General features: G+C 65.9%; 24 protein-coding genes. 16 read left to right on the top strand and 8 right to left on the bottom strand.

The genetic code is table 11. From position 1 onward, the window contains the following. Position 1: 1 nt before the first annotated feature. On the top strand, positions 2 to 1,036 hold the full coding sequence (locus tag OHZ10_RS23725) for a lipase secretion chaperone (RefSeq protein ID WP_342705898.1): 1,035 nt from the start codon (positions 2 to 4) through the stop codon (positions 1,034 to 1,036). 27 nt (positions 1,037 to 1,063) lie between these two features. On the opposite strand, the gene OHZ10_RS23730 is transcribed toward OHZ10_RS23725, so the two are convergent. Next, entirely contained in the window at positions 1,064 to 2,587 is a 1,524-nt protein-coding gene (locus OHZ10_RS23730) for a PLP-dependent aminotransferase family protein (RefSeq protein ID WP_340625165.1), read from the bottom strand. 108 nt (positions 2,588 to 2,695) lie between these two features. Between OHZ10_RS23730 and OHZ10_RS23735 the strand changes: the two genes are divergently transcribed. The 5 genes from OHZ10_RS23735 (at position 2,696) to OHZ10_RS23755 (ending at position 8,765) form a co-directional block, all read left to right on the top strand. Next, complete coding sequence (locus OHZ10_RS23735; RefSeq protein WP_059237269.1) at positions 2,696 to 3,790, top strand: ABC transporter ATP-binding protein; 1,095 nt, start codon at positions 2,696 to 2,698, stop codon at positions 3,788 to 3,790. A 76-nt stretch (positions 3,791 to 3,866) separates the two neighbouring features. Next, positions 3,867 to 4,913, top strand: coding sequence for an ABC transporter substrate-binding protein (locus tag OHZ10_RS23740; protein ID WP_059237268.1), 1,047 nt, complete (start codon positions 3,867 to 3,869; stop codon positions 4,911 to 4,913). Between the two features lie 111 nt (positions 4,914 to 5,024). Next, entirely contained in the window at positions 5,025 to 6,281 is a 1,257-nt protein-coding gene (locus OHZ10_RS23745) for an ABC transporter permease (protein WP_256087313.1), read from the top strand. 46 nt (positions 6,282 to 6,327) lie between these two features. Beyond that, a complete protein-coding gene (locus OHZ10_RS23750) occupies positions 6,328 to 7,164 on the top strand; it encodes an ABC transporter permease (protein ID WP_059237266.1) in 837 nt (278 codons plus the stop codon). Positions 7,165 to 7,346: 182 nt separating this feature from the next. After that, the gene (locus OHZ10_RS23755; protein ID WP_059240765.1) at positions 7,347 to 8,765 is read left to right on the top strand and encodes an MFS transporter; all 1,419 of its coding nucleotides are present in this window, start codon (positions 7,347 to 7,349) and stop codon (positions 8,763 to 8,765) included. 64 nt (positions 8,766 to 8,829) lie between these two features. Here the strand turns inward: OHZ10_RS23755 and OHZ10_RS23760 are convergent, their stop codons facing one another. Further along, the gene (locus OHZ10_RS23760; RefSeq protein WP_059237265.1) at positions 8,830 to 10,563 is read right to left on the bottom strand and encodes a S53 family peptidase; all 1,734 of its coding nucleotides are present in this window, start codon (positions 10,561 to 10,563) and stop codon (positions 8,830 to 8,832) included. 341 nt (positions 10,564 to 10,904) lie between these two features. Here OHZ10_RS23760 and OHZ10_RS23765 point away from each other — a divergent pair, with 341 nt between their 5' ends. The 4 genes from OHZ10_RS23765 (at position 10,905) to OHZ10_RS23780 (ending at position 12,398) form a co-directional block, all read left to right on the top strand. Next, entirely contained in the window at positions 10,905 to 11,096 is a 192-nt protein-coding gene (locus OHZ10_RS23765) for a hypothetical protein (protein ID WP_174992737.1), read from the top strand. Positions 11,097 to 11,212: 116 nt separating this feature from the next. Next, positions 11,213 to 11,536: a metalloregulator ArsR/SmtB family transcription factor gene (locus tag OHZ10_RS23770; RefSeq protein ID WP_342705899.1), complete on the top strand. Its 324-nt coding sequence runs from the start codon at positions 11,213 to 11,215 to the stop codon at positions 11,534 to 11,536. Beyond that, entirely contained in the window at positions 11,536 to 11,967 is a 432-nt protein-coding gene (locus tag OHZ10_RS23775; protein ID WP_059237264.1) for an SRPBCC family protein, read from the top strand. The genes OHZ10_RS23770 and OHZ10_RS23775 overlap by 1 nt, the downstream gene beginning before the upstream one ends. Then, positions 11,964 to 12,398 (top strand): DUF1801 domain-containing protein, encoded by a 435-nt coding sequence (locus OHZ10_RS23780; protein ID WP_059237263.1) that lies wholly within the window; start codon positions 11,964 to 11,966, stop codon positions 12,396 to 12,398. The genes OHZ10_RS23775 and OHZ10_RS23780 overlap by 4 nt, the downstream gene beginning before the upstream one ends. Positions 12,399 to 12,413: 15 nt before the next feature. Here OHZ10_RS23780 and OHZ10_RS23785 read toward each other — a convergent pair whose 3' ends face one another. The 6 genes from OHZ10_RS23785 to OHZ10_RS23810 form a co-directional block, all read right to left on the bottom strand. Beyond that, positions 12,414 to 13,493, bottom strand: a complete 1,080-nt coding sequence (locus OHZ10_RS23785) for a hypothetical protein (RefSeq protein WP_342705900.1) — start codon at positions 13,491 to 13,493, stop codon at positions 12,414 to 12,416. Positions 13,494 to 13,544: 51 nt separating this feature from the next. Then, complete coding sequence (acnA, locus tag OHZ10_RS23790) at positions 13,545 to 16,262, bottom strand: aconitate hydratase AcnA (protein ID WP_342705901.1); 2,718 nt, start codon at positions 16,260 to 16,262, stop codon at positions 13,545 to 13,547. Positions 16,263 to 16,314: 52 nt separating this feature from the next. Then, positions 16,315 to 17,766, bottom strand: coding sequence for a bifunctional 2-methylcitrate dehydratase/aconitate hydratase (locus OHZ10_RS23795; protein ID WP_342705902.1), 1,452 nt, complete (start codon positions 17,764 to 17,766; stop codon positions 16,315 to 16,317). 22 nt (positions 17,767 to 17,788) lie between these two features. Continuing rightward, positions 17,789 to 18,304 (bottom strand): hypothetical protein, encoded by a 516-nt coding sequence (locus tag OHZ10_RS23800; RefSeq protein WP_059237259.1) that lies wholly within the window; start codon positions 18,302 to 18,304, stop codon positions 17,789 to 17,791. Between the two features lie 230 nt (positions 18,305 to 18,534). Continuing rightward, complete coding sequence (locus tag OHZ10_RS23805; protein ID WP_174992734.1) at positions 18,535 to 19,542, bottom strand: HpcH/HpaI aldolase/citrate lyase family protein; 1,008 nt, start codon at positions 19,540 to 19,542, stop codon at positions 18,535 to 18,537. A 184-nt stretch (positions 19,543 to 19,726) separates the two neighbouring features. Beyond that, a complete protein-coding gene (locus OHZ10_RS23810) occupies positions 19,727 to 20,713 on the bottom strand; it encodes a malate dehydrogenase (RefSeq protein WP_059237257.1) in 987 nt (328 codons plus the stop codon). A gap of 288 nt (positions 20,714 to 21,001) precedes the next feature. On the opposite strand from OHZ10_RS23810, the gene OHZ10_RS23815 reads away from it, so the two are divergent. The 6 genes from OHZ10_RS23815 (at position 21,002) to OHZ10_RS23840 (ending at position 25,570) form a co-directional block, all read left to right on the top strand. Then, the gene (locus OHZ10_RS23815; RefSeq protein ID WP_081051930.1) at positions 21,002 to 21,826 is read left to right on the top strand and encodes a GntR family transcriptional regulator; all 825 of its coding nucleotides are present in this window, start codon (positions 21,002 to 21,004) and stop codon (positions 21,824 to 21,826) included. 169 nt (positions 21,827 to 21,995) lie between these two features. After that, complete coding sequence (gene sdhC, locus OHZ10_RS23820) at positions 21,996 to 22,412, top strand: succinate dehydrogenase, cytochrome b556 subunit (protein WP_034185792.1); 417 nt, start codon at positions 21,996 to 21,998, stop codon at positions 22,410 to 22,412. A 4-nt stretch (positions 22,413 to 22,416) separates the two neighbouring features. Beyond that, a complete protein-coding gene (gene sdhD / locus OHZ10_RS23825; protein WP_011355745.1) occupies positions 22,417 to 22,785 on the top strand; it encodes a succinate dehydrogenase, hydrophobic membrane anchor protein in 369 nt (122 codons plus the stop codon). A gap of 3 nt (positions 22,786 to 22,788) precedes the next feature. Then, positions 22,789 to 24,564 (top strand): succinate dehydrogenase flavoprotein subunit, encoded by a 1,776-nt coding sequence (sdhA, locus tag OHZ10_RS23830; protein WP_059237256.1) that lies wholly within the window; start codon positions 22,789 to 22,791, stop codon positions 24,562 to 24,564. 21 nt (positions 24,565 to 24,585) lie between these two features. Next, on the top strand, positions 24,586 to 25,287 hold the full coding sequence (locus OHZ10_RS23835; RefSeq protein ID WP_059237255.1) for a succinate dehydrogenase iron-sulfur subunit: 702 nt from the start codon (positions 24,586 to 24,588) through the stop codon (positions 25,285 to 25,287). A gap of 10 nt (positions 25,288 to 25,297) precedes the next feature. Beyond that, positions 25,298 to 25,570 (top strand): succinate dehydrogenase assembly factor 2, encoded by a 273-nt coding sequence (locus tag OHZ10_RS23840; RefSeq protein ID WP_011355742.1) that lies wholly within the window; start codon positions 25,298 to 25,300, stop codon positions 25,568 to 25,570. Positions 25,571 to 25,617: the final 47 nt, after the last annotated feature.

Consider the following 25,617-nt stretch of genomic DNA (forward strand, 5'->3'; position numbering starts at 1 on the left):
GATGACGGCACGTGAAGGGCGCGCGCCGCTGGCGCGGCGCGCAGCAATCTATGGTGTCGTGGGGCTGGCGGCGGTCGCCGGCGTCGCGATGTGGAGCGGAGCGGCGTGGCATCACGGCTCGGGTGCGGCGGGCGATTCGCCGGATGCGGCGGCGGTCGGTGGCGTGACAGCGGCACGGCCGCAGGCCGCCGTGCCGGCGAGTGCGGGCCTGCCGCCTTCGCTGGCCGGTTCCAGCGCGCCGCGGTTGCCGCTCGACGCAGGTGGCCATCTCGCGAAGTCGCGCGCGGTGCGCGATTTCTTCGACTACTGCCTGACCGCGCAGAGCGACCTGAGCGCGGCCGCGCTCGATGCATTTGTTGTGCGCGAGATCGCCGCGCAGCTCGACGGCACGGTCGCGCAGGTCGAGGCGCTCGACGTGTGGCACCGGTATCGCGCGTATCTCGACGCGCTCGCGAAATTGCGCGATGCCGGCGCGGTCGACAAGTCCGATCTCGGTGCATTGCAGCTTGCGCTCGATCAGCGCGCGTCGATCGCGTATCGCACGCTCGGCGACTGGAGCCAGCCGTTCTTCGGTGCGGAGCAGTGGCGGCAGCGTTACGATCTCGCACGCCTGAAGATCGCTCAGGATCGCTCATTGACCGATGCGCAGAAGGCCGAGCGGCTCGCGGCGCTGGAGCAGCAGATGCCGGCCGACGAACGCGCTGCGCAGGCGCGGGTTGAGCGGCAGCGCGCCGCGATCGACCAGATCGCGCAACTGCAGAAGAGCGGCGCGACACCCGATGCGATGCGCGCGCAACTGACGCAGACACTCGGCCCCGAGGCCGCCGCGCGCGTCGCGCAATTGCAGCAGGACGATGCATCGTGGCAGAGCCGTTATGCGGACTACGCGGCGCAGCGTGCGCAGATCGAATCGGCCGGCCTGTCGCCGCAGGATCGCGATGCGCAGATCGCCGCGCTGCGGCAGCGTGTGTTCACGAAGCCCGGCGAAGCCGTGCGCGCGGCTTCGCTCGATCGCGGAGCAGGTGGCGCGCAATGACGCGGGCGTTGCTGCGCGGGGCCGGCCTTATGCCGCGCGCGTGATGTCGCGCGGCAGATGCTGCTCGATGGTATCGCCGAGCGTGTCGAACGCGGGGCCGATGCCTTCGTGCGCGACGCACGCATAGCCGAGCAGCAGGCCCTGCCGCGCGGTGTCGAGGTTGCTGTAGTAGCTGGTGAGCGGGCGCACGATCACGCCCGCGTCGAATGCGCTCTGCGTGACCGCGCGATCGTCGCACGCATCGGGCAGGCCGAGCACGAGATGCAGGCCGGCCTCGTCGCCCATCACGGGCAGCGCATCGCCGAAGCGTGCGCGGATCGCGTCGATCATCAGCTGCCGGCGCTCGCCGTACAGCGTGCGCATCCGCCGGACGTGCGAAGTCAGGTGGCCGTCCATGATGAACTCGGCGAGCACCGCCTGCTGCATCAGCTGGCCTTCGCGGTACAGCTCCGACAACCCGGTGCGGAACGTATCGACCAGATGCTCGGGCACGACCATGTAGCCCATCCGGAGCCCCGGGAACAGCATCTTGCCGAGACTGCCGACGTAGATCACGCGGCCGCCGTCGTCGAGCCCCTGCAGCGACGCGAGCGGGCGGCTGCCGTAGCGGAACTCGCTGTCGTAATCGTCTTCGATGATCCAGCAGCGGTGCTGGCGCGCATATTCGAGCAGCATCCGGCGCCGCGCGAGGCTCATCACCATCCCGAGCGGGTACTGGTGCGACGGCGTGACGAGCACGAGCCGCGGCGGATGCTGCATGTCGTTGGCACTTGGGTCGAGCCCTTCCTGGTCGACCGGTACCGGCGCGAGCGTGAGGCCGGCCGCCTGCAGGACGCTACGCACGCCCCAGTAGCACGGCTCCTCGACCCACGCGCGATCGCCGATGTCGGACAGCAGCCGCACCGCGAGATCAATTGACTGATGAATGCCCGTCGTGATGATCACCTGGTCCGGCGAGCATTTGACTGAACGCGCGACGCGCAGGTAATCGGCGAGCGCACGCCGCAATGGCCGGTAGCCGCCGCCCGGCGCATAGGTCAGCAACTCGGGGTTTGCTTCCTTCCACAGCCGCGCCTGCAGGCGGCTCCACGTGCGGCTCGGGAATTCCGACACGTCCGGCACGCCCGGCATGAACGCGCCCCACTGGCGTCGCGACACCCCCGCATGTTCGATCAGTTGCCGGCCGCGCGTCGACAGGCTGCCTTGCGCGTCCGGCAGCGGCAGATCGCCGGCGGCTGACGGCGCCGCCGCCGTGCCCGGCACGTGGATCGCCGCGGCGTCCGGGCGCGTGTCGGCCACATAGGTGCCGCTGCCGGTCGTCGTCAGCACGTAGCCTTCGGCCGTCAGCTGGTCGTACACGTGCAGCACGGTATTCCGCGCGATCGACAGGTCGCCCGCGAGCGTGCGCGAGCTCGGCAGTTTCGTCCCTGGCCCCAATTCCCCGGTCAGGATGGCCTGCTGCATCAGTTGCAGCAACTGCCGGTACATCGGCTCCGGCGAGCTGCGGTCGAGGCGGGCGGAGAGCCAGTCGGCGACGATCACGGTATCCAAAGTGGTCCTACTTGGAATATTGAAATGGTTCCCTATTGTAGAACCGTGCGCGCCGTATAGTGGCTCGCATCTCAAAATCAATTGTCGCGAAGCAAGGGGACAGCCACGATGAAGTCCGATGATGTGATCGTCAGCTTTCGCGGCGTGCGGAAGACCTACGATGGCGAAACGCTGGTCGTCAAATCGCTCGACCTCGACATCCACCGAGGGGAATTCCTGACGCTGCTCGGGCCGTCCGGCTCGGGCAAGACCACCTGCCTGATGATGCTCGCCGGCTTCGAATTCCCGACCGGCGGCGAGATCCGCCTCGACGGCGAGCTGCTGAACAACGTGCCGCCGCACAAGCGCAACATCGGCATGGTGTTCCAGAACTACGCGCTGTTCCCGCACCTGACGGTCGAACAGAACGTCGCGTATCCGCTGACCGTGCGCAAGCTGCCGGCCGGCGAGCGCGCGGACCGCGTCGCGCATGCGCTGAAGATGGTGCAGATGGAGCGTTTCGCGAAACGCTATCCGGCGCAGTTGTCGGGCGGCCAGCAGCAGCGCATTGCCCTGGCGCGCGCACTCGTGTTCGAGCCGAAGCTGGTGCTGATGGACGAGCCGCTCGGCGCGCTCGACAAACAGTTGCGCGAACACATGCAGTACGAACTGAAGGCGCTGCACGAAAAGCTCGGCGTGACCTTCGTCTACGTGACGCACGACCAGGGCGAGGCGCTGACGATGTCGGACCGCGTCGCCGTGTTCGACAAGGGCATCGTGCAGCAGCTCGACACCGTCGATCGCCTGTACGAATCGCCGTGCAACGAATTCGTCGCGAACTTTATCGGCGACAGCAACCGGCTGCGCGGCACCATCGCGCGCGTCGACGGCGATTTCTGCGAGTTCCGGCTCGACGACGGCACGAAGCTCGTCGGCCGCCATATTGGCGAAGCCGCCGAGGGCGCAGCGGCCGTCGCGTGCATCCGCCCCGAACGCATGAGCCTCGCTGTCAACGGCCACGCGAACGGCGCCGCCAACCGCCTGAGCGGCGAAGCACGCAGCCTCATCTATTTCGGCGATCACGTGCGCATGCGCTGCGCGCTGCCAGGCCAGGACGAATGCTTCGTGAAGGTGCCGCTCGGCACCGGTGCGCTCGACGCTTTCTCGCCCGGCGCGCCCGTTTCGCTCGCATTCGCACCCGAACACCTGCGTGTGTTCGCGTAACCCCGGTTTCCCTGCTTTTCCGCCGCACGTCGTCAACAACAAAGCCCACTTCCACCACGAGAGGAGAGGAACCATCATGAAACGAGCAAGCTTCAACGCGCGCCGCACGGCACTCGCACTGGCGCTGATCGCGTTCGGTGCATCGGCATCGGCTGCGGAACTCACGGTCGTCAACTTCGGCGGCGCGAACGGCGACGCGCAGAAGGTCGCGTTCAACCAGCCGTTCGAGAAGGCGACCGGCAACAAGGTCACCGCCGTCGAGTACAACGGCGAGCAGGCGAAGGTGAAGGCGATGGTCGAGGCGAAGCACGTCAACTGGGACGTGGTCGAAGTCGAATCGGGCGACCTGAACCGCGGCTGCGACGAAGGGCTCTACGAGAAGCTCGACTGGTCGAAGATCGCGAAGAAGTCGGACCTGATTCCGGAATCGCCGCAAGTGTGCGGCGTGGGCTTCTTCGTGTGGTCGACGGCGCTGTCGTACAACGCGGACAAGCTGAAGTCGGCGCCGACCGGCTGGGCCGATTTCTGGAACGTGAAGAAATTCCCGGGCAAGCGCGGGATGCGCAAGGGCGCACGCTATAACCTCGAGTTCGCGCTGATGGCCGACGGCGTCGCGACGAAGGACGTCTACAAGGTGCTCGGCACGAAGGCGGGCCAGGACCGCGCGTTCAAGAAGCTCGACGAGCTGAAGCCGTACATCCAGTGGTGGGAAGCGGGCGCACAGCCGCCGCAGTTCCTCGTCGCCGGCGACGTCGTGATGTCGACCGCGTACAACGGCCGCATCGATGCCGCGCAGAAGGAAGGCAAGAACCTCAAGGTCGTGTGGAACGGCAGCATCTACGACCTCGACTACTGGGCGATTCCGAAGGGCTCGCCGAACAAGGCGCTGGCCGAGCAGTACATCGCGTATTCGCTGACGCCGAAGCCGCAGCAGGCGTATGCGCAGCACATCGCGTACGGCCCGTCGAACATCGCGGCGATCAAGTCGCTCGACGCGAAGACGCTCGCGAACCTGCCGAACTCGCCGGCCAACGGCAAGAACGCGGTGCTGGAGGACATCGGTTTCTGGACCGATCACAGCGACGAGCTCGAGCAGCGCTTCGCCGCATGGGCAACGAAGTAACCGGTCAGGCATCCTGACTGGTGCCCTGATGCAACCGGCCGCGCGACGCGTCGAACGCGTCGCGCGGCATTCCGCCGGAGCGTGCCCGGCCGGAGAGAACCGTTGAATACGTTGACGATCGCACCTTCCTCGCCGTCGAACGCCGCGCTCAAGCGCGAGCTGAAGGCTGCCGAGGCCCGCAAGCGCACGATGGCGCTGCTGCTGGTCGCGCCGCTCGCGATTTTCCTGCTGCTGATTTTCGTCGTGCCGATCGGCACGCTGCTCACGCGCGCCGTGCAGAACCCCGAGATCGCGACCGCATTGCCGAACACGGTCGCCGCGCTGTCGGGCTGGGACCGCAAGGCGCCGCCGGCCGACGCCGCGTATGTCGCGCTCGCGGCCGACATGACGAAGGTGGCCGACAGCGAGGCGATGGGTGCGCTCGCGCGGCGCCTGAACACCGAGATTCCCGGCTATCGCTCGCTCGTCGCGAAGACGGCGCGCGCGATGCCGCTGAAGGGCGACAACGACGCGGCGCCGACGCCCGCGCAGACGCGCGCGAAATTCATCGACCTCGACTCGCGCTGGGGCGATGTCGCGTACTGGCAAGCGATCGCGAAGAACGGCAGCCAGGTGTCGCCGTTCTACCTGCTCGCCGCGCTCGACCACAAGCAGGACGGCTTCGGCCACATCGTGCAGGCCGATCCCGACCAGTCGATCTACCTCGCGATCTTCGGCCGCACGTTCGTGATCGGCATCGCCGTCACGCTCTTTGCGCTGCTGCTCGGTTATCCGCTCGCGTACTGGATCTCGACGCTGTCGGAGCGGCGCGCGAACCTCGTGATGATCCTCGTGCTGATTCCGTTCTGGACGTCGGTGCTCGTGCGCGTCGCCGCGTGGATCGTGCTGCTGCAGAGCGAAGGGTTGATCAACACGGCGCTGATCGGCAGCGGGCTGATCTCGCAGCCGCTGACGCTGCTGTTCAACCGCGTCGGCGTGTACATCTCGATGACGCACATCCTGCTGCCGTTCATGATCCTGCCGCTGTACAGCGTGATGAAGTCGATTCCGCCGACCTACCAGCGTGCGGCCGTGTCGCTCGGCAGCCATCCGTTCGCCGCGTTCTGGCGCGTGTACGTGCCGCAGACCTATCCGGGCGTCGGCGCGGGCGCGCTGCTCGTGTTCATCCTCGCGATCGGCTACTACATCACGCCCGCGCTGCTGGGCGGGCCGAATGACCAGATGGTCAGCTACTACGTCGCGTACTTCACGAACGTGACGATCAACTGGGGCATGGCGTGCGCGCTCGGCGGGCTGCTGCTTGCGGCGACGCTCGTGCTGTACGCGGTGTACGGGCGCTTCACGCGCACCAACGTGAGCCTCGGCTGAGCGTCCGGACCGGCACACGCAACGAAACGGGAAGGGGATTCCGATCATGAAACTCGCCAGGCCGCTGTTCGCGCCGCACATGTCGTTCGTCGAGCGCGCGTGGTACGTCGCATTGCGCGTGCTCGTCGTGCTGACGCTGCTGTACCTGATCCTGCCGGTGCTCGCGATCGTGCCGCTGTCGTTCTCGTCGAGCACGTTCCTCGTCTATCCGATCCCGGGCTTCTCGATGCGCTGGTACGAGAACCTGATCGCGTCGGACGAGTGGCGGATGGCCGCGAAGAACAGCTTCATCGTCGCGCCGTCGGCGACCGTCGTCGCGACCGTGCTCGGCACGCTCGCCGCGATCGGCCTCACGAAGGCCGACTTCCGCGGCAAGGGGCTGCTGATGGCCGTGCTGCTGTCGCCGATGATCGTGCCGGTCGTGGTGGTGGGCGTCGGCATGTACCTGTTCTTTGCGCCGCTCGGGCTCGCGAACACCTATACGGGGCTGATTGCCGCGCACGCGGCGCTCGGTGTGCCGTTCGTCGTGACGACGGTCGCCGCGACGCTGCAGGGCTTCAACCAGAACCTCGTGCGTGCGAGCCTGTCGCTCGGCGCGAACCCGGTGTCGACTTTCTTCCGCGTGACGCTGCCGGTGATCGCGCCGGGCGTGATGTCGGGCGCGCTGTTCGCGTTCGCGACGTCGTTCGACGAAGTGGTCGTCACGCTGTTCCTCGCGGGCGCGGACCAGACGACGTTGCCGCGCCAGATGTTCACGGGTATCCGCGAGAACATCAGCCCGACGATCGCTGCGCTCGCCACGATCCTGATCGTCTTCTCGACGAGCCTGCTGCTGGCGCTCGAATGGCTGCGCGGGCGCAATGCACGGCGCGCGGTGAGCTGACACATCGAGTACGGCATTTGCTTTCATTTCGCTGACTGACGACGCGGCCGCCTGCACGTTCGATGCGGCTCTGCAACAATACGGGGCGCAGTGGCGTGCGCTCCGGGCGGTCCGGCCGGAACGCCGCCGCGAGTTCAATCCGCGACGCGGCGTCACGCGCCGCTCGTCAGCCGAGCCCGATCTTGTCCGAATTCGCTTCCCCCGCCGGCGCCCATGAGCCGGCCGTCAACTGGCGCGCGATGTCCGCGGTGCTGCTGGCCGTCGCGCTCGCGACGCTCGACACCGCGATCGCGAACACCGCGCTGCCCGCGATCGCCACCGACCTGCATGCGTCGCCGGCCGCTTCCGTATGGATCATCAACGCGTATCAGCTTGCGATGGTCGCGACGCTGCTGCCGTTCGCGTCGCTCGGCGACATCGTCGGCCACAAGCGCGTGTACATCGCCGGGCTCGCGGTGTTCACGCTCGCATCGCTCGGCTGTTCGCTCGCGTCGACGCTGCCGATGCTGACGGCCGCGCGGATCGTGCAGGGTTTCGGCGCGAGCGCGATCATGAGCGTCAACGTCGCGCTGATCCGCGGGCTGTTTCCCGCGCACCGGCTCGGGCGCGGCGTCGGCTTCAACGCGCTCGTCGTCGGCGTGTCGTTCGCGGTGGGGCCGACGATCGCGTCGCTGATCCTGTCGGTTGCCGCGTGGCCGTGGCTGTTCGCGGTGAACGTGCCGCTCGGCGTATTCGCGCTTGCCGTGGCGATTCCGTCGCTGCCGCAGACGGCACGCGGCAAACATGCGTTCGACCCGGTTGCCGCGCTGTTCAACGTGATCACGTTTGCGTCGCTGATCTTCGCACTCGGCGAATTCGCGCAGCGCGGGCCGCTTTCGATCGTGTTCGCGTCGGCCGCGGTTGCGCTCGCGTTCGGCTGGCTGCTGATCCGCCGCCAGGCCGGGCATCCGGCGCCGATGCTGCCGGTCGACCTGTTTCGCCGGCCCGTGTTCACGCTGTCCGCACTGACGGCCGTGTGCGCGTTCGCCGCGCAGGGGCTCGCGTTCGTGTCGCTGCCGTTCTATTTCGAAACCGTCCTGCATCGCAGCGCGGTCGAGACGGGCTTCCTGATGACGCCGTGGTCGGCGATCGTCGCGTTCGCCGCGCCGATCGCGGGCCGGTTGTCGGATCGTTATCCGCCCGGTCTGCTCGGCGCGATCGGGCTCGCGTTGCTGAGCGCCGGCATGGTGTCGCTTGCCGCGCTGCCGGTGTCGCCGGGCGTCGTCGACATCGGCTGGCGGATGATGCTGTGCGGGGCGGGCTTCGGCTTCTTCCAGTCGCCGAACCTGAAGGCGCTGATGTCGAGCGCGCCGCCCGAGCGCAGCGGCGGCGCGAGCGGGATCATCGCGACCGCGCGGCTGATCGGGCAGGCAACGGGAGCGGCGCTCGTCGCATTGTCGTTCGGGATCGCGGGGCGTCACGGGCCGACGCTTGCGTTGATGCTCGGTGCGGGGTTCGCCGGCGCGGCGAGCGTCGCGAGCGGGCTGCGGCTGTTTGCACCGTCGCATCGCAACGGTGCGCCGGCCACGTCGGCACGCGTGAAGGAGCGGGCGACGGAGTAGGGCGCGGGACGATCACAAACCGGCGCGCGGCAAACGCCGCCGCGCGCCGGCCTTCATGCATCGCTCAGAACCCGCCCGACTTGATCAGCTGGTTGAGGTTCGCGATGTTCAGGCTGCCGAAGCCGGTCGTCAGATCCCAACCGGTGCCGGCGGTATAGCCATACCCCTGATAGCCGTTGTTGCCCGACACGACGTCATAGCGCACGAGCGACGGATGCGACGGCACGTCCGCATAGAAGTTGCCGGCCGGGAAACCGAGGCCCGTGCCGTTCGCCGCGAGCAGACGCGCCCAGAAACCCGTGAAGATCGGTGCGGCGAGGCTCGTGCCGCCGATCTGCTGCAACTGGCCGTAGTTGTAGATGTATGCCCCCGTGCTTTGCGCGGCGTCGAATGAAACGTCCGGCAACTGGCGGTTGCTGCCCGACTGCCACGACGGAGCGGGCAGGATCGTGCTGACGCCGCCGCCCGTCGCCCACAGCTTGCCGTTGCCGTCGAGCCCTTCGTTCCACACCGTCTCGTTCGAGAACGCGCCTGCCGACGTCGTGTAGAGCGTCGTGCCGCCGATCGCGAGGACGTGCGGCGACGAGGCCGGCCACGACACCGTGTAGTTCGAGCCGTCCGGGTAGCCGCGGTTGTTGCACTCGTACACGCCTTCGTCGCCCGACGACACCGAGAACGTCTGGCCTTGCGCCGCTGCCGTCGTGAAGATCTGCTCCTCGGCGTCGATCGTGCCGTCCGCGTTCGCGTCGGTTTCGCACCAGCCGAGCGACACGTTGATCACCTTCGCGGTGTTGTCCGACACCGCGCGGTTGAACGCCTGCGTGAGGCCCGTGTTGCCGGCGGCGTTGAGGTCCGCCATGTAGAACACGAGCTTGCCGACCTGGCCGCCGGCCGAGCCGACGATCGACTGGCTGTCGAGATCCCATTCGCCCTGGCCGTCCTGGTCGTCGGTGTAGCTGCCGCCCGAGCCGTTGGTCTTGACGGTTTGCGTCGCGACCGCGCCATAGCCGTTGCTCGACGTGAACTGCTTCAGGTCCTGCAGCGTCTGCGACACGCCGCCGATCGTGATGATGCCGACGGTCACGCCGGCCGCGGTCGGCACGCCGGTCGCGTTGTAGAGGCCCGGGAATTCCTTCGGATAGTGGCCCGTCGCCGTGCCTGCCGCGAGTGCCTGCGGCTTGGCCACGTTGCCGATGCGCAGCATCGGCCGTGCGTGCGCGACGCTCTGCAGCCCGAGCACCGAGCCGACGACGTCGGCGAGGGCGCGCGGCACCTGCGCGGTCGACGCATTGGCGAAGCCCGAACGGCCCGCGTACTGGAAGTGCACGAGCGACGTATTGAAGGCCGTCTTCACCGTGCCGGCCGTGCCGCTGGCGGACACCAGCAGCCGGTTCGGCGCGACTTCGACGTTCACGAAGCCGCTCTTGTGCAGATAGTCGACGACCGACTTCACCTGCGCATCCGTCGGCGCATAGTTGGCGAGGAACTGCTCGTGCGTCAGGTACTTGCGGTAATGCGCGCTGCCGGGCCGGTTCACGTCGCGCGCCAGTTGCTTGAGCTGCGCGGCGTTGCGCAGCTTCAGGCTGACGACGACGTTGGTCGTTTCACCGGCTGCCAGTTCGAGCGACGGCGCCGCACTGCGCGCCATCAACTGCGGGCCGGTCAGAAAGGCCTTCGTATGAGTATCGACCCAATCCGTCGCCGCATGCGCCGCGGCTGCGGCGAACACGAGCGGTGCCACGCACGCGAGGCGGCGGGGCGACGGAAGGGGAAGGGCAAACCAGGCGTTCCTTTTCATCGGGAGTCCTTTTTTAGGAGAGGCGACGTTACTGGAACCCCCGGCCCTTGTGGGGCCGCGAGCGGTGACGAGCGTAGGGCGTCGGTGCCGTTCGGGTAGCTGCCATTTTCCATAGCTGGTAGTTCTGACATCGTTGCGTGCGCACGCGCATGTCGCGTCGTGCGTGCAAGCGATGGCCGGTCCGGCGAGCGGAACCGGTTCGCGGCACGGGGGCATGACGAGTCGCGACGTTCGCACGCACGAGTCATTCGTCGCGGCATCGGAACGTGCGCGATCGCGGAGCGGACCGACGCGCACATGCGTGGCGTTTGCGTGTCCGTTGCCACTCGCCGAGTCGCACTATGTGGTCAAGCGAAAGCACCTCGTCAGGAACGGATGCACGCATGCACAAAAACGGGGCCGGCTACACGCAAACGTTTCCCGAACTGTGGAACAGCGCGGCGGGCAGTCTTGCAGGCGCCTTTCGGATCGCGTGCCGCGATTGCGGATTAGAGGAAACGCTCGAATTGGCCGACGCGCGCGAGCCGGCGTGACGTCCGCGCCACCCGCTCGCGATCGAATGACATCGTTCGCGAAATCCCGCCTTGACGTGCGCCGATCAGCGGATATCCTTCAATCCATAACCGGTTGGTTATGGATTTTGGACGACATGCAGAACGCTCACGACATGCTTTTCAGGACGCTTGCCGATCCGACGCGCCGCGCGCTATTCGAGCGGCTGTGCGCGGAGGGCGAGCTGACGGTCGCCGCACTGACGGCCCATGCGGGCGTCTCGCAGCCGGCCGTGTCGAAGCACCTCGGCGTACTGAAGCAGGCCGGACTCGTGAACGACCGTCACGAAGGCCGGCAGACGCACTACAGCGCGCAGCCGCAGGCGCTGGCCCCGTTGATCGACTGGACGAGCCAGATGGCAGGCTTCTGGCAGAGCCGGTTCGGTGCCCTCGAAGATTTGCTCAAAAGGATGGATCAGTAATGAACCAAGCCACGACCGAAACGCGCTCCGTCGTCGTCGACCGGGAGCTGCCGCATCCGCCGGAGAAGATCTGGCGCGCGCTCACGCAACCGCACCTGATCGAGGCGTGGCTGATGAAGAGCGACTTCGAGCCCGTCGCGGGGCGCGCATTCAGCTTTCGCGCGGACTGGGGCTCGGTCGACTGCACGGTGCTGACGATCGAGCCGCCGCGCACGCTCTCCTACACGTGGGCGGCGTACGGCCTCGACAGCGTCGTCACGTGGACGCTCACGCCGACGCCGGCCGGTACGCACCTGCGCATGGAGCAGGTCGGCTTCCGCGCGGATCAGGAGCAGGCGTACCGTGGTGCGCAGCACGGCTGGGTACGGTTCTTCGAGTCGCTCGAACAGGTGCTGGCGCGCCCTGACGAAGGCACGGAGGCGCGCGCATGAGCTCAACCGACCTCACGCCGTCGGAGCGCATCGACGCGCTGATTGCAGGCATCGCCGACTGGCGCGGCAAGACGTTCGCCGACCTGCGCCAGACGATTCTCGCCGCGCAAGCGGGCATCGTCGAGGAATGGAAATGGATGGGCAGCCCCGTCTGGTCGTGCGACGGGATGATCGCGGTGGCGAACGCGCACAAGGGCAAGGTGAAAGTGACCTTCATGCACGGCGCGCAGCTGCCCGATCCCGAGAAGCTGTTCAACGACGGCCTGGAAGGCAATGCGCGGCGCGCGATCGATCTGTTCGAAGGCGACCGGATCGACAAGCAGGCGCTGAAGACGCTGGTGCGCGCGGCGATCGAATACAACCGCACGCATCTGAAGAAGAACGCGCGGGCGGGTGCCGGCGCGAAGGCGCGACGCAGCGATGCGGCGTGACGCGGCGCGGCGCCGTTACCGATCCTTGCGCCGGAACGTGAACACGGTGCCGCTACAGCAGTTGCTGTCCTGCAAGGAGACGTCGAAGGTCTTGTCGACGACGGCATAGCTGATGGTCGCGACGTCCAGGTGATCGTTGGGCAAAAAGCGACCCGACATCGCCGGGACGAAATCGATCTCGTCGCGCGCGAGCAGGTAGAGATGCTCGTCATGAACCGTCGTGGCGGGCGACAGGGCCGCGGTGTCGTCGTGGGGCCGGCCAAGCTCGTACTGCATGCCTGCGTCGCGGTACGGGATCGACAGCAGCACCTTGCCGTCGACGCTCAGGTGCGTCGCGAGCGCCCGGTCCACGGTGACGGTCATGCTGTCGAGCCGGTGCAGGTCCTCGCGTGTCAGGTTCACGTCCGAGAACTCGCGGCGCGCCATTGCGATGGCCGAAATGTTCGATTTCCATCGGCCTTTGTCGCGCCATGAATCCCACATGCCGTTGGCTCCGCCGAAGCCGGAGATGCTGTCGAGCACATACGTGCCGATCGCCTGCGTGAGAATCTCGCGTTTCGAGCCGATGACGATTTCCGACGTCTGGTGCGCGTCGACGGGCAAATGCCGGTCGCCGCGGGCCGATGCCCAGGTACCGTCGAGCGTGTCGTCGACCACCTTGCCCGTGAAGGTGCCGGTGCGCTGGCCGTCGCTTCCGGTCTCGTCCATCGTAAAGGCGCCCGCCGCATCGATGTTTCCGCTCAGCGAGAGATCGATGCGCTTGCCGGCGTAGCGATAGCTTCCCGTCAGTCTTCCGTCGACATTCTTGAGATCCATCGTGAACGCATGGCGGCCGTCGATCCGGCCTGCAAAGCGCTTGTGGAAGTACTGACCGTCGGCCAGCGCCGTCGTGGCGGTCATCAAGGACAGAAGCACTGCGGCAAGTTGCAGGGCGGGACGGAGCATGGGGCGCGGCCGGGGTCGAGGGTGGCGCCATTGTGACACGGTGCCCTGCGTTGCAGCGCGGCTGTCCGTGTGCGTGGCGCGGCCAGTCGGCAGGGCGTCGATGTATCCGCGATGGACCAAAAAAAAGCCCGACCGAAGTCGGGCATCCAAATCGGCCGCAACCGCCGCGAGGCGGCTGCGACACCTGCAAAAGCAGGGCGCTTACGCTGCGAGCAGCGAGCGCAGCACGAACGGCAGGATACCGCCGTGCTTGTAGTAGTCGACTTCGATCGGCGTATCGATGCGCAGCAGCACCGGCACGCGTTGCGTTTCGCCGTTCTCGCGGTTGATCACGAGCGTGACGTCCTGCTGCGGCTTGAAGTCGTCGCCGAGGCCTTCGATGTCGTACGTCTCTTCACCGGTGATGCCGAGCGACTGGATGCTGTCCGCGCCCTTGAACTGCAGCGGCAGCACGCCCATGCCGACCAGGTTCGAGCGGTGGATCCGCTCGAAGCTGCGTGCGATCACGGCCTTCACGCCGAGCAGTTGCGTACCCTTCGCGGCCCAGTCGCGCGACGAGCCCGTGCCGTACTCTTCGCCCGCGAACACGACGGTCGGCGTGTCGGCGCCGACGTACTGCATCGCCGCGTCGTAGATCGACTGTTGTTCGCCGCTCGGCTGGTGGATCGTCAGGCCGCCTTCGACGCGCGTGCCGTCCGCCTTCGCCGGGATCATCAGGTTCTTGATCCGGACGTTCGCGAACGTGCCGCGCATCATCACGTCATGGTTGCCGCGGCGCGAGCCGTAGCTGTTGAAGTCGGCCTTCTGCACGCCGTTTTCCTTCAGCCACTTGCCTGCCGGCGAGTCTTCCTTGATCGAGCCTGCCGGGCTGATGTGGTCGGTCGTGACCGAGTCGCCGAAGATGCCCAGCGCGCGCGCGCCCTTGACCGTCGGGATCGACGCAGCCGGTTCCATCGAGAAGTCGCTGCCGAAGAACGGCGGCTCGGCGATGTACGTCGACTTCGGCCAGTCGTACACCTGGCCCGATTCGCCCTCGATCTTGCTCCAGAGGTCGCCCTTCTTGGTCAGCTTCGAGTAGTTGTCCTCGAACTTCTTCGGATCGAGCGCGAACTTGAGCAGCGCGTGGATTTCCTCGCTCGTCGGCCAGATGTCGCCGAGGTAGATGTCGCGGCCGCCCTTGCCCTTGCCGACCGGTTCCGTCATCAGGTCGCGCGTGATGTTGCCGGCGATCGCGTACGCGACGACCAGCGGCGGCGACGCGAGGAAGTTCGCGCGGATGTTCGGGTGGATACGCGCTTCGAAGTTGCGGTTGCCCGACAGCACGGCTGCCGCGACGATGTCGTTCTTCGTGATCGCTTCGTTCAGTTCCGGCGTGAGGTCGCCCGCGTTGCCGATACAGGTCGTGCAGCCGTAGGCCGCGACTTCGAAGCCGAGCTTCGACAGGTAGGGCAGCAGGCCCGTCTTCGTCAGGTACTCGGTGACGATGCGCGATCCCGGCGCGAGCGAGGTCTTGATCTTCGGATCGACCGTGAGGCCGGCTTCGACGGCCTTCTTCGCGAGCAGGCCGGCGGCCAGCAGCACGCTCGGGTTCGACGTGTTCGTGCACGACGTGATCGCGGCGATCAGGATGTCGCCGTTCTTCACGTCGACGCCGTTGCTCGTCGTGTACTGCGCGCCCAGGTCGTCCGCCTTCTTCGCGAAGCCGTTTTCCGCGACCGGCTTCGAGAACAGGTCGGTGAACGTCGACTTGACGTGGCCGATCTCGATGCGGTCCTGCGGGCGCTTCGGGCCGGCCAGCGACGGGGCGACCGTCGTCAGATCCAGCGTCACGACCTTCGTGTAGTCGATGTCGCCGGCCTTCGGGATGCCGAACAGCTTCTGCGCCTTGAAGTAGTTTTCGAACGCAGCGATTTCGGCCTTCGTGCGGCCCGTGCCTTCGAAGTAGTCGATCGTCTTTTCGTCGACCGGGAAGAAGCCCATCGTTGCGCCGTATTCCGGCGCCATGTTGCCGATCGTCGCGCGGTCCGGCAGCGACAGCGACTTCGTGCCTTCGCCGAAGAATTCGACGAACTTGCCGACGACCTTCTCCTTGCGCAGCATTTCGGTGATCGTCAGCACCAGGTCGGTGGCCGTCACGCCTTCGCGCAGCTTGCCCTTCAGCTCGACGCCGACGACGTCCGGCGTCAGGAAGTACACCGGCTGGCCGAGCATGCCGGCTTCCGCCTCGATGCCGCCCACGCCCCAGCCGACCACGCCGATGCCGTTGATCATCGTCGTGTGGCTGTCCGTGCCGACGAGGGTGTCCGGGTAGTACACGGTGTCGCTGCCTTCGGCCTTCTTGTGGACGCCGCGCGCGAGGTATTCGAGGTTCACCTGGTGGACGATGCCGACGCCCGGCGGCACGACCTTGAACGTGTCGAATGCCTGCATGCCCCACTTCATGAACTGGTAGCGCTCGTTGTTGCGCTGGAATTCCAGTTTCATGTTCAGGTCGAGCGCGTCCTTCTGGCGGAAGTAGTCGATCTGGACCGAGTGGTCGACGACGAGATCGACCGGGACCAGCGGCTCGATCTTCTTCGGGTTCTTGCCCGTACGCTCGGCGACGCCGCGCATGGCCGCGATGTCGGCGAGCAGCGGCACGCCCGTGAAGTCCTGCAGCACGACGCGCGACACGACGAACGGAATCTCGTCGACGCGCTTTGCGGTCGGCTTCCAGTTCGCGAGCTGCTCGATGTGCTCTTCGGTGATTTTCTTGCCGTCGTAGTTGCGCAGCACGGACTCGAGCACGATACGGATCGACACCGGCAGGCGCTCGATCTTCGTCTTCAGCTCCTTGCCGAGCTGCGGCAGCGAGTAGAACTTGCCTTTGCCGGAACCGCTGTCGAATTCCTTGAGGGTCTTGTGGAGATTGTGGGCCATGGTGATTTTCCTGGGTTTAAGGCTAGGAAACTACGTGTCCTGTATCTGACGGCTATATCACATACAAGTCGACGTACTCATCGACCGGCATCGCTTCGAGCTTTGCCTGGTCCAGCGACACGTCGAGAATCGCTTGTTGCTGCTTTGCCGGGAAGCGGCGGGCGAGGTTGGTCCTGAACTTGTCGACCAGGAGCGGGATGCCGTCCGTGCGGCGGCGCCGATGGCCGAGCGGGTATTCGACCGCCACTTCGGCAAGCTTCGATCCGTCCGTGAACTCGATCGTCAGCGCATTCGCGATCGAGCGCTTGTCCGGATCGTGATAATCCTTCGTGAACTGCGGATCCTCGACGCATACGGTCTTCGCGCGCAGCGCGTCGATGCGGGGATCGGCGGCGGCCGAATCTTCGTAGTCGGCCGCGGTCAGCCGGCCGAACAGCAGCGGCACGGCGACCATGTACTGGATGCAGTGGTCGCGGTCGGCCGGATTGGCGAGCGGGCCCTGCTTGTCGATGATGCGGATCGCGGCCGCATGTGTGCGGATCGTGATCTTGCCGATGTCGTCGGTCGTGCGGCCGGCCGCGGCGAGCTGCGCGTGCAGCTGCAGCGCGGATTCGGCGGCCGTCTGCGCGTGGAACTCGGCGGGGAATGCGATCTTGAACAGCACGTTTTCCATCACGTACGTGCCGTACGGGCGCTGGAAGCGGAACGGCTTGCCGTCGAACAGCACGTCGTAGAAGCCCCAGGTTTTCGCGGTGAGTGCCGACGGGTAGCCCATTTCGCCCGTTTTCGCGATCAGCGCGAGGCGCACCGCGCGGGACGTGGCGTCGCCGGCCGCCCACGACTTGCGCGAACCGGTGTTCGGTGCGTGGCGATAGGTGCGCAGCGCGTGGCCGTCGACGAACGCGTTGGACAACGCGTTGAGCAGCTCGTCGCGCGTGAGCCCGAGCAGCCGGCCGACGACGGCGGTCGACGCGACCTTCACGAGCAGCACGTGGTCGAGCCCGACCGCGTTGAATGAATTCTCGAGTGCGAGGCAGCCCTGGATCTCGTGGGCCTGGATCATCGCGACCAGGACGTCGCGCATCGGGAGCGGCTTCCTGCCGGCCGCGACGGCCGTGCGGGAGAGCCAGTCGGCCGTCGCCAGGATTCCGCCGAGGTTGTCGGACGGATGACCCCATTCGGCAGCGAGCCAGGTGTCGTTGAAGTCCAGCCAGCGGATCATCGCGCCGATGCCGAACGCGGCCTGGACGGGATCGAGCTGGAAGGACGTGCCGGGCACCTTCGCGCCGTTCGGCACGATCGTGCCGGGCACGACGGGGCCGAGCAGCTTGGTGCAGGCAGGGTAGGACAGCGCCTCGAGTCCACATCCGAGCGTGTCGATCAGGCAATGACGCGCCGTCTCCAGCGCGAGCGCGCTGTCGATGCCGGTGTTCAGCACGTAGTCGACGATATCGACGAGTACCGTATCCGGAGCAGGGCGGACGTTGGAGACCGGGGCGGACATCGAGGGGCCGAGGGGAACGCGCTTAGTTCGTTGCCGGCTTCAGCTCGTTCGATTGCGTCGGCGCTGCCGTGCCTTGTGCCATTTCCGGCGTCACGCATTCGTCCGCGAGGCGCTCGCCGCCGTTTGCGTCCGAGAACAGCATCGCCTTGGTCGGGATCACGACCAGCTTGAAGCCTGCTGCCGGATCGTAGAACGTGTCGGCGCCCGTCGTCGTGGCCTGACGCGGCAGCTTGTAGTTCTTCTTCGCCCAGTGAACCGTGACGACCTGGTCGCGCTTCATGTCGCCGGCGAGGTCGAACGACAGGCCTTCCTTACAGGCCCACTTGACCGCGCCGTCCGGTACCGGATCGACCTTGGCGGCTGCGCGCGCCTGCGCCTTCTTGCTGCGCGGGATGATGCGCTTGGCCGGCGCCGGGCGCTTGGCCGTTGCCTTCTTTGCGGTCGTCGTGGCCGTACCCTGGGCAAACGCGCTCGGAGCCGACACCAGCATCGTGGCGGACAAGGCGCCGATGGCGGTAGCGATCAGGAGTTTCTTCATGGAGTCAGAACCTTTCGATAATCAGTTGACAAGGGCCGGCAATCGAAGCTGCCGGCCGGTTTGAAACTGCACGCGCCCCGAAAGCGCGCAGCGGCCGCTATTTTCACCTATTTGGCCGCGCATATTTCAGGTTTTCGGGCTCCGTTACGTTTTTTGTCGTTTCGCAAACCTCTGACCGGTTTGCGCCCCGGTGAATGCATGAAACTCGTGTATCGGCGGGCGGCGCGCACTTACGGCGCGGGGCCTGCGGCGGCCGGGCCGAACAGCGGCGCGGCCTCGGCCGGTACGGGCTGGCCGGTGGCCCGCGCACGGCGCAGCACCGACCAGTAATAGCGATAACTCGCGCGATCGTGCAGCGTATCACCGTGGCGCGTCGGGCCCCAGTCGGCGGCCTGCGCGGCCAGCAGGATCTCGGCGGCCAGCGCGACTTCGTCGGTGCGCGGCGCGAATGCGTCGACGATCGGGCGGATCTGCGCGGGATGGATGCTCCACATCCGCGTGAACGCGAATTCGTCGCGCGCGCGGCGTGCATCGCCGGCCACGACGCGCATGTCGCGCACTTCGGTCGTCACGTTGTGCGACGGCGTCTTGCCGTGCGCGTGGCAGGCCGCGGCGATTTCCAGCTTCGCGCGGCGCACGAGCGGGTGTTCGAACTGGCCGGGCGAGCGCATCGCGGAATCGGGAATCGCGCCATGGTGCGCGGAGACGAAATCCATCAGCCCGAAGCTCAGCGTGCCGACCGTCGGCAGCGCGGCGAGGGCCGCGGCTTGCGCCAGCGCGCCATGCGTCTCGACCAGCACGTCGACCGGAATCGGCTGCGCGATACCGAGCTCGCGGCGCGCACCTTCGATGAACGCGGTCATTTCCGCGGCATCGGCGGCGTTCGCGATCTTCGGGAGCGTGATGTAGGCCGGTGCGCGTGCGGCGCGCAGCACGATGCGGACATCGTCGCGCCAGTGCGGGTGGGAAAAGTCGTGGATCCGGACGCCGACGCGGCCGAAGCGGTTCTCGTCGCTGCCGAGCAGGTCGGCGACGAGCGCCGCGTGCGCGGCTTCCTGGCCGACGGCGGCGCCGTCCTCGCAGTCGAACGTGATGTCGAATACGGGACCCAGCTCGGCCTGTAGCGCGAGCGATTTGCGCATCAGCTTTTCGCTGCCCGCGTAATGATCGCAGCAGGGCAGGATCGCGGGCGGGGACGCCCCGTCGTACAGCACTTGTGCAGGAGTGAGCGCGGCCATCTCTTCGACGTCAGGGGAGCGTGTCAGCGTGGAGAAAATCGGATTCGGGCAGGTTCTGGGCCGGTACGCGGCGGGCGCGGGGCGGCAAAACGTGCGCGAATCGGATCGTTCGGCAAGGCCGGCGACAGGCCGGCCCGGACCGAAACCGGGTGGCCCGAGGGCCGCCCGGTCATGCGGGTGATGCTTAGTTCTTCAGCAGGTGGGCGACGCCATCGCGCTCTTCGAGCAGCTCGGCCAGCGTGCCGTCCATCTTCTCGCGCGAGAACGCGTCGATTTCCAGGCCTTCGATGCGCTTGTACTCGCCGTTTTCGCACACGACCGGCACACCGTAGATGATGTCTTCGGGGATGCCGTACGAGCCGTCCGACGGGATGCCCATCGTGACCCACTTGCCGTTCGTGCCGAGCACCCAGTCACGGACGTGGTCGATCGCCGCGTTCGCTGCCGACGCTGCCGACGACAGGCCGCGCGCTTCGATGATCGCCGCGCCGCGCTTGCCGACGGTCGGGATGAACGTGTCGCGGTTCCACACGTCGTCGTTGATCAGCTTCAGCAGCGATTCGCCTTCGGCGGTCGCGAAGCGGAAGTCCGGGTACATCGTCGGCGAGTGGTTGCCCCACACGGCGAGCTTTTCGATCGATGCGACCGGCTTGCCCGACTTGGCGGCGAGCTGCGACAGCGCGCGGTTGTGGTCGAGGCGCAGCATGGCCGTGAAGTTCTTCTTCGGCAGATCCGGTGCCGACTTCATTGCGATGTAGGCGTTGGTGTTCGCCGGGTTGCCGACGACCAGCACCTTCACGTCGCGGCTGGCGACTTCGTTCAGCGCAGCGCCCTGAACCGTGAAGATTTCAGCGTTTGCCGACAGCAGGTCCTTGCGCTCCATGCCCTTCGAGCGCGGACGTGCACCGACCAGCAGCGCGACGTCTGCATCCTTGAATGCGACCTTGGGATCGTCTGTGATCACGACGCCCGCGAGCAGCGGGAACGCGCAATCGTCGAGTTCCATCACGACGCCTTTGACGGCACCTTGGGCTTGCGGGAGGTCGAGCAGTTGCAGGATGACCGGCTGGTCCTTGCCGAGCAGGTCGCCGTTCGCGATGCGGAACAGCAGGGAGTAAGCGATTTGACCTGCGGCGCCGGTGACGGCAACGCGCTTTGCGGGCTTAGCCATTGAAAATCTCCAGGACGGGTGAAGCGTTGGACGCTAGCGAAAACGCCATTCTATGCGCGTTGTGCGTAGCGTTGCATTGAAGCAGGGCGGAGGACTCGCGATGGCAGACGCGGTGAACCTGGAGACGGCCGTGGCACGTAGCCGGGGACGCGCTGTTGCACCCGCGAACCCTTGCTCGACCCGGAGTGTAGGAGCCGTCACGCGCAAAGTCAAACGGTATCATATGTCTTATATAAGACAGATGTTTTGCGGAAATTGAGTGGACGAAAAAGTGCGGTTTGTGATGAAATGCGCGCCATGACATCGAACCAGGCGAATACCGCGAATCAGACCGGCGCAGGCAGCCCAGGGCAGCCGGGCGCGGGCGATCCCGCACCATCGCCTGCGGCGCCGCCGTCGCCGACGTTCAGCCCGTTATACCAGCAGATTAAGTCATTGATCACGCAAAGTCTCGAAACCGGTGAATGGAAGCCGGGCGAGATCATCCCCAGCGAAGTGGAGCTCGCGGCCCGCTACAAGGTCAGCCAGGGCACCGTTCGCAAGGCGATCGACGAACTGGCCGCCGAAAACCTCGTGGTCCGGCGGCAGGGCAAGGGCACTTTTGTTGCAACGCACAACGAGGATCGCGCGCAGTTCCGCTTCCTGCGTCTGCTGGCCGACGACGGTGCCGAGCATCCGCACGTGAGCCGCCTGCTCGAATGCCGCCGCCTGCGTGCGCCGGCCGAGATCGCGCGGCAGCTCGACCTGAAGCCGGCCGATCCGGTCGTCCAGGTGCGCCGCCTGCTGGAGTTCGAGAACGAGGTGACGGTGCTGGACGAGATCTGGCTGCCGGGCGCGATGTTCCGCGGGCTCACGTTCGAGCGGCTGAGCGAGTACAAGGGGCCGCTCTACGCCATGTTCGAGACGGAGTTCGGCACGCGGATGATCCGCGCGACGGAGAAGATCCGCGCGGTCGCGGCCGAGCCGTCGGTGGCCGACCTGCTGCATGTGCCTGCGGGTTTTCCGTTGCTGTCCGTCGAGCGCGTGTCCTATACATACGGAGACCGGCCGGTGGAAGTGCGTCGCGGCTGGTATGTCACAACCGGGTATTACTATCAGAATGACTTGAGTTGACGTTGTTTCGGCTCAAGCCGAGTGTTTCGCGATTCCCACGCTCGCGAAGCACGTTTCGGGCCGCCTTTGTTCTTGTTCGCGCAACTATCCAGAGCAGACTTTCGCTGCAGCGCGATATAAAAAGGCGCTAAAATCGCGGATTAGTGTGACAACATAGTAGGGGTCTAGCATGACTGATGCAGTAAGAAAGCCGAGGCCGGAATACCGGAACATCGGATTCGGCGATATCACGATGAAATATCGCATGCCGCTGGCAGCGATATTGTCGATTCTCCATCGAGTCAGCGGCGCGCTGCTGTTCTTGTTCCTGCCGTTCCTGCTGTTCCTCTTCGACCAGAGCCTGACGTCCGAGCTCAGCTTCGAAGTCTTCAAGGCTTTCCTCTCCAACATCATCGTCAAGCTGATCGTCCTCGCACTGTCGTGGGCCTTCTTCCACCATTTCTGCGCCGGCATTCGCCACCTGCTGATGGACGTCAACCACGACGCCGTCACGAAGGAAGGCGGCAAGCGGACGGCAGTCGTCGTCTTTGTCGTCTCGATCGCCCTGACGATCGCCATGGCACTCAAACTGTTCGGAGCATTCTAAGAAAATGGCAGCCAATAACCGAATCGGCTCGAAGCGCCTCGTCGTCGGCGCTCACTACGGCCTGCGCGACTGGCTTGCGCAACGCATCACCGCCACGATCATGGCGGTCTACACGGTCATTCTGCTCGTCCTGTTCTTCGGCGCGCACGATTTCTCGTACGAAGGCTGGGCATCGATCTTCGCCGCGCAATGGATGAAGCTTGCCACCTTCGTGATGCTGCTTTCCCTCTTCTACCACGCATGGGTCGGCGTGCGAGACATCTGGATGGACTACGTGAAGCCCGTCGGTGTGCGCCTGCTGCTGCAATCGCTGACCATCGTCTGGCTGCTCGCATGTGCGGGCTACGCCGCGCAGATTCTCTGGAGAGTGTAAAGAATGGCTGCAATCAAATCTAATCTCCCGCGCCGCAAGTTCGACGTGGTGATCGTCGGCGCGGGCGGCTCCGGCTTGCGCGCAGCGCTGCAACTGTCGCGCGCGGGCCTGTCGGTCGGCGTGCTGTCGAAGGTGTTCCCGACGCGTTCGCACACGGTGGCCGCGCAGGGCGGTATCGGTGCATCGCTCGGCAACATGAGCGAAGACAACTGGCACTTCCACTTCTACGACACGATCAAGGGCTCCGACTGGCTCGGCGACCAGGACGCGATCGAATTCATGTGCCGTGAAGCGCCGAACGTCGTGTACGAACTCGAGCACTTCGGCATGCCGTTCGACCGTAACGCGGACGGCACGATCTACCAGCGCCCGTTCGGCGGCCACACCGCGAACTACGGCGAGAAGCCGGTCCAGCGCGCTTGCGCGGCCGCCGACCGTACCGGTCACGCGCTGCTGCACACGCTGTACCAGCAGAACGTCGAAGCGAAGACGCAGTTCTTCGTCGAATGGATGGCGCTCGACCTGATCCGCGACGCGGATGGCGACGTGCTCGGCGTGACGGCCCTCGAGATGGAGACGGGTGACGTCTACATCATGGAAGGCAAGACGACGCTGTTCGCGACGGGCGGCGCAGGCCGGATCTTCGCGGCGTCGACCAACGCGTTCATCAACACCGGCGACGGCCTCGGCATGGCTGCGCGTTCGGGCATCGCGCTGCAGGACATGGAGTTCTGGCAGTTCCACCCGACCGGCGTGGCCGGCGCGGGCGTGCTGATCACCGAAGGCGTGCGCGGCGAAGGCGGTATCCTGCGCAACGCGAACGGCGAGCGTTTCATGGAGCGCTACGCGCCGACGCTGAAGGATCTGGCGCCGCGTGACTTCGTGTCGCGTTCGATGGACCAGGAAATCAAGGAAGGTCGCGGCGTCGGTCCGAACAAGGATCACGTGCTGCTCGACCTGTCGCACATCGGCGCCGAGACGATCATGAAGCGTCTGCCGTCGATCCGCGAAATCGCGCTGAAGTTCGCGAACGTCGACGCGATCAAGGAACCGATCCCGGTCGTCCCGACGATCCACTACCAGATGGGCGGCATCCCGACCAACATCCACGGTCAGGTCGTCGGCACGTCGCGCGATCACAAGGAACCGGTCAACGGCTTCTACGCAGTGGGCGAGTGCTCGTGCGTGTCCGTGCACGGCGCGAACCGCCTCGGCACGAACTCGCTGCTGGACCTCGTGGTGTTCGGCCGCGCGGCCGGCAACCACATCGTCGAGCACGTGAAGAACCAGAAGGAACACAAGCCGCTGCCGGCCGATGCAGGCGAATTCTCGCTGGCGCGCCTCGCGAAGCTCGACAAGTCGACGTCGGGTGAGTACACGCAGGATGTCGCGAACGACATCCGCGCGACGATGCAGAAACACGCAGGCGTGTTCCGCACGTCGGCGCTGCTGAAGGAAGGCGTCGATCAGATGGCCGGCCTGGCTGCGCGCGTGGAAAACATCCACCTGAAGGACAAGTCGAAGGTGTTCAACACCGCGCGCGTCGAAGCGCTCGAGCTGGAGAACCTGATCGAAGTGGCCCGCGCCACGATGGTGTCGGCGGAAGCGCGCAAGGAAAGCCGCGGCGCGCACGCACACAGCGACTACGAACATCGCGACGACGAAAACTGGCTGCGCCACACGCTGTGGTACAGCGAAGGCGATCGCCTCGACTACAAGCCGGTTCAAATGAAGCCGCTGACGGTCGAATCCGTGCCGCCGAAGCCGCGCACGTTCTAAGCCGAGTCAAAGGAATCCGAAATGGCAAAACGCATTTTTGAAGTCTACCGCTACGATCCGGACAAGGACGCAGCGCCGCGCATGCAGACGTACGAGCTCGACATCCAGCATGAGCGCATGCTGCTCGACGCACTGGTGAAGCTGAAGGCACTGGACGAGACGCTGTCGTTCCGCCGTTCGTGCCGTGAAGGCGTGTGCGGTTCGGACGCGATGAACATCAACGGCAAGAACGGTCTCGCGTGTCTGACGAACCTGAACGACCTGCCGCAGAAGATCGTGCTGCGTCCGCTGCCGGGCCTGCCCGTCGTGCGCGACCTGATCGTCGACATGACGCACTTCTTCAACCAGTACCACTCGATCAAGCCGTACCTGATCAACGACGCGCCGCCGCCGGAGAAGGAACGCCTCCAGTCGCCGGAAGAGCGCGACGAGCTCGACGGCGTGTACGAGTGCATTCTGTGTGCGAGCTGCTCGACGTCGTGCCCGAGCTTCTGGTGGAACCCGGACAAGTTCGTCGGCCCGGCCGGCCTGCTGCAGGCTTACCGCTTCATCGCGGACAGCCGCGACACCGCCACCGGCGAGCGTCTCGACAACCTGGAAGACCCGTACCGTCTGTTCCGTTGCCACACGATCATGAACTGCGTCGACGTTTGCCCGAAGGGCCTGAACCCGACGAAGGCGATCGGCAAGATCAAGGAACTGATGGTCCGCCGCGCGGTTTAAGGCCGGGGCAATGAGCGACGATTCGCATCAATCCGACCCGCACCGTCGCGCGCGCCTCCGCTGGCGCGCGCGGCGGGGTCTGCTGGAAAACGACATCATCTTCGAGCGTTTCTTCAGCAGATACGAGCATGACCTCACCGATGCAGACGTAGGCGCGTTGTCGCGCCTGCTCGATCTGAGCGACAACGACCTGATGGACTTGCTCCTCGCGCGCAAGGAACCAGAAGGCGACCTAGACAGCCCGGACATTCACCGGCTGTTGGAGATGCTGCGCAACGTGTAACGCCAAGGTGTGACACGCTGTGCCCGTTATCGAATCCCGTTTCTTTA

It is taken from the genome of Burkholderia arboris, from assembly GCF_038723655.1.
GTDB classification, from domain to species: domain Bacteria; phylum Pseudomonadota; class Gammaproteobacteria; order Burkholderiales; family Burkholderiaceae; genus Burkholderia; species Burkholderia arboris.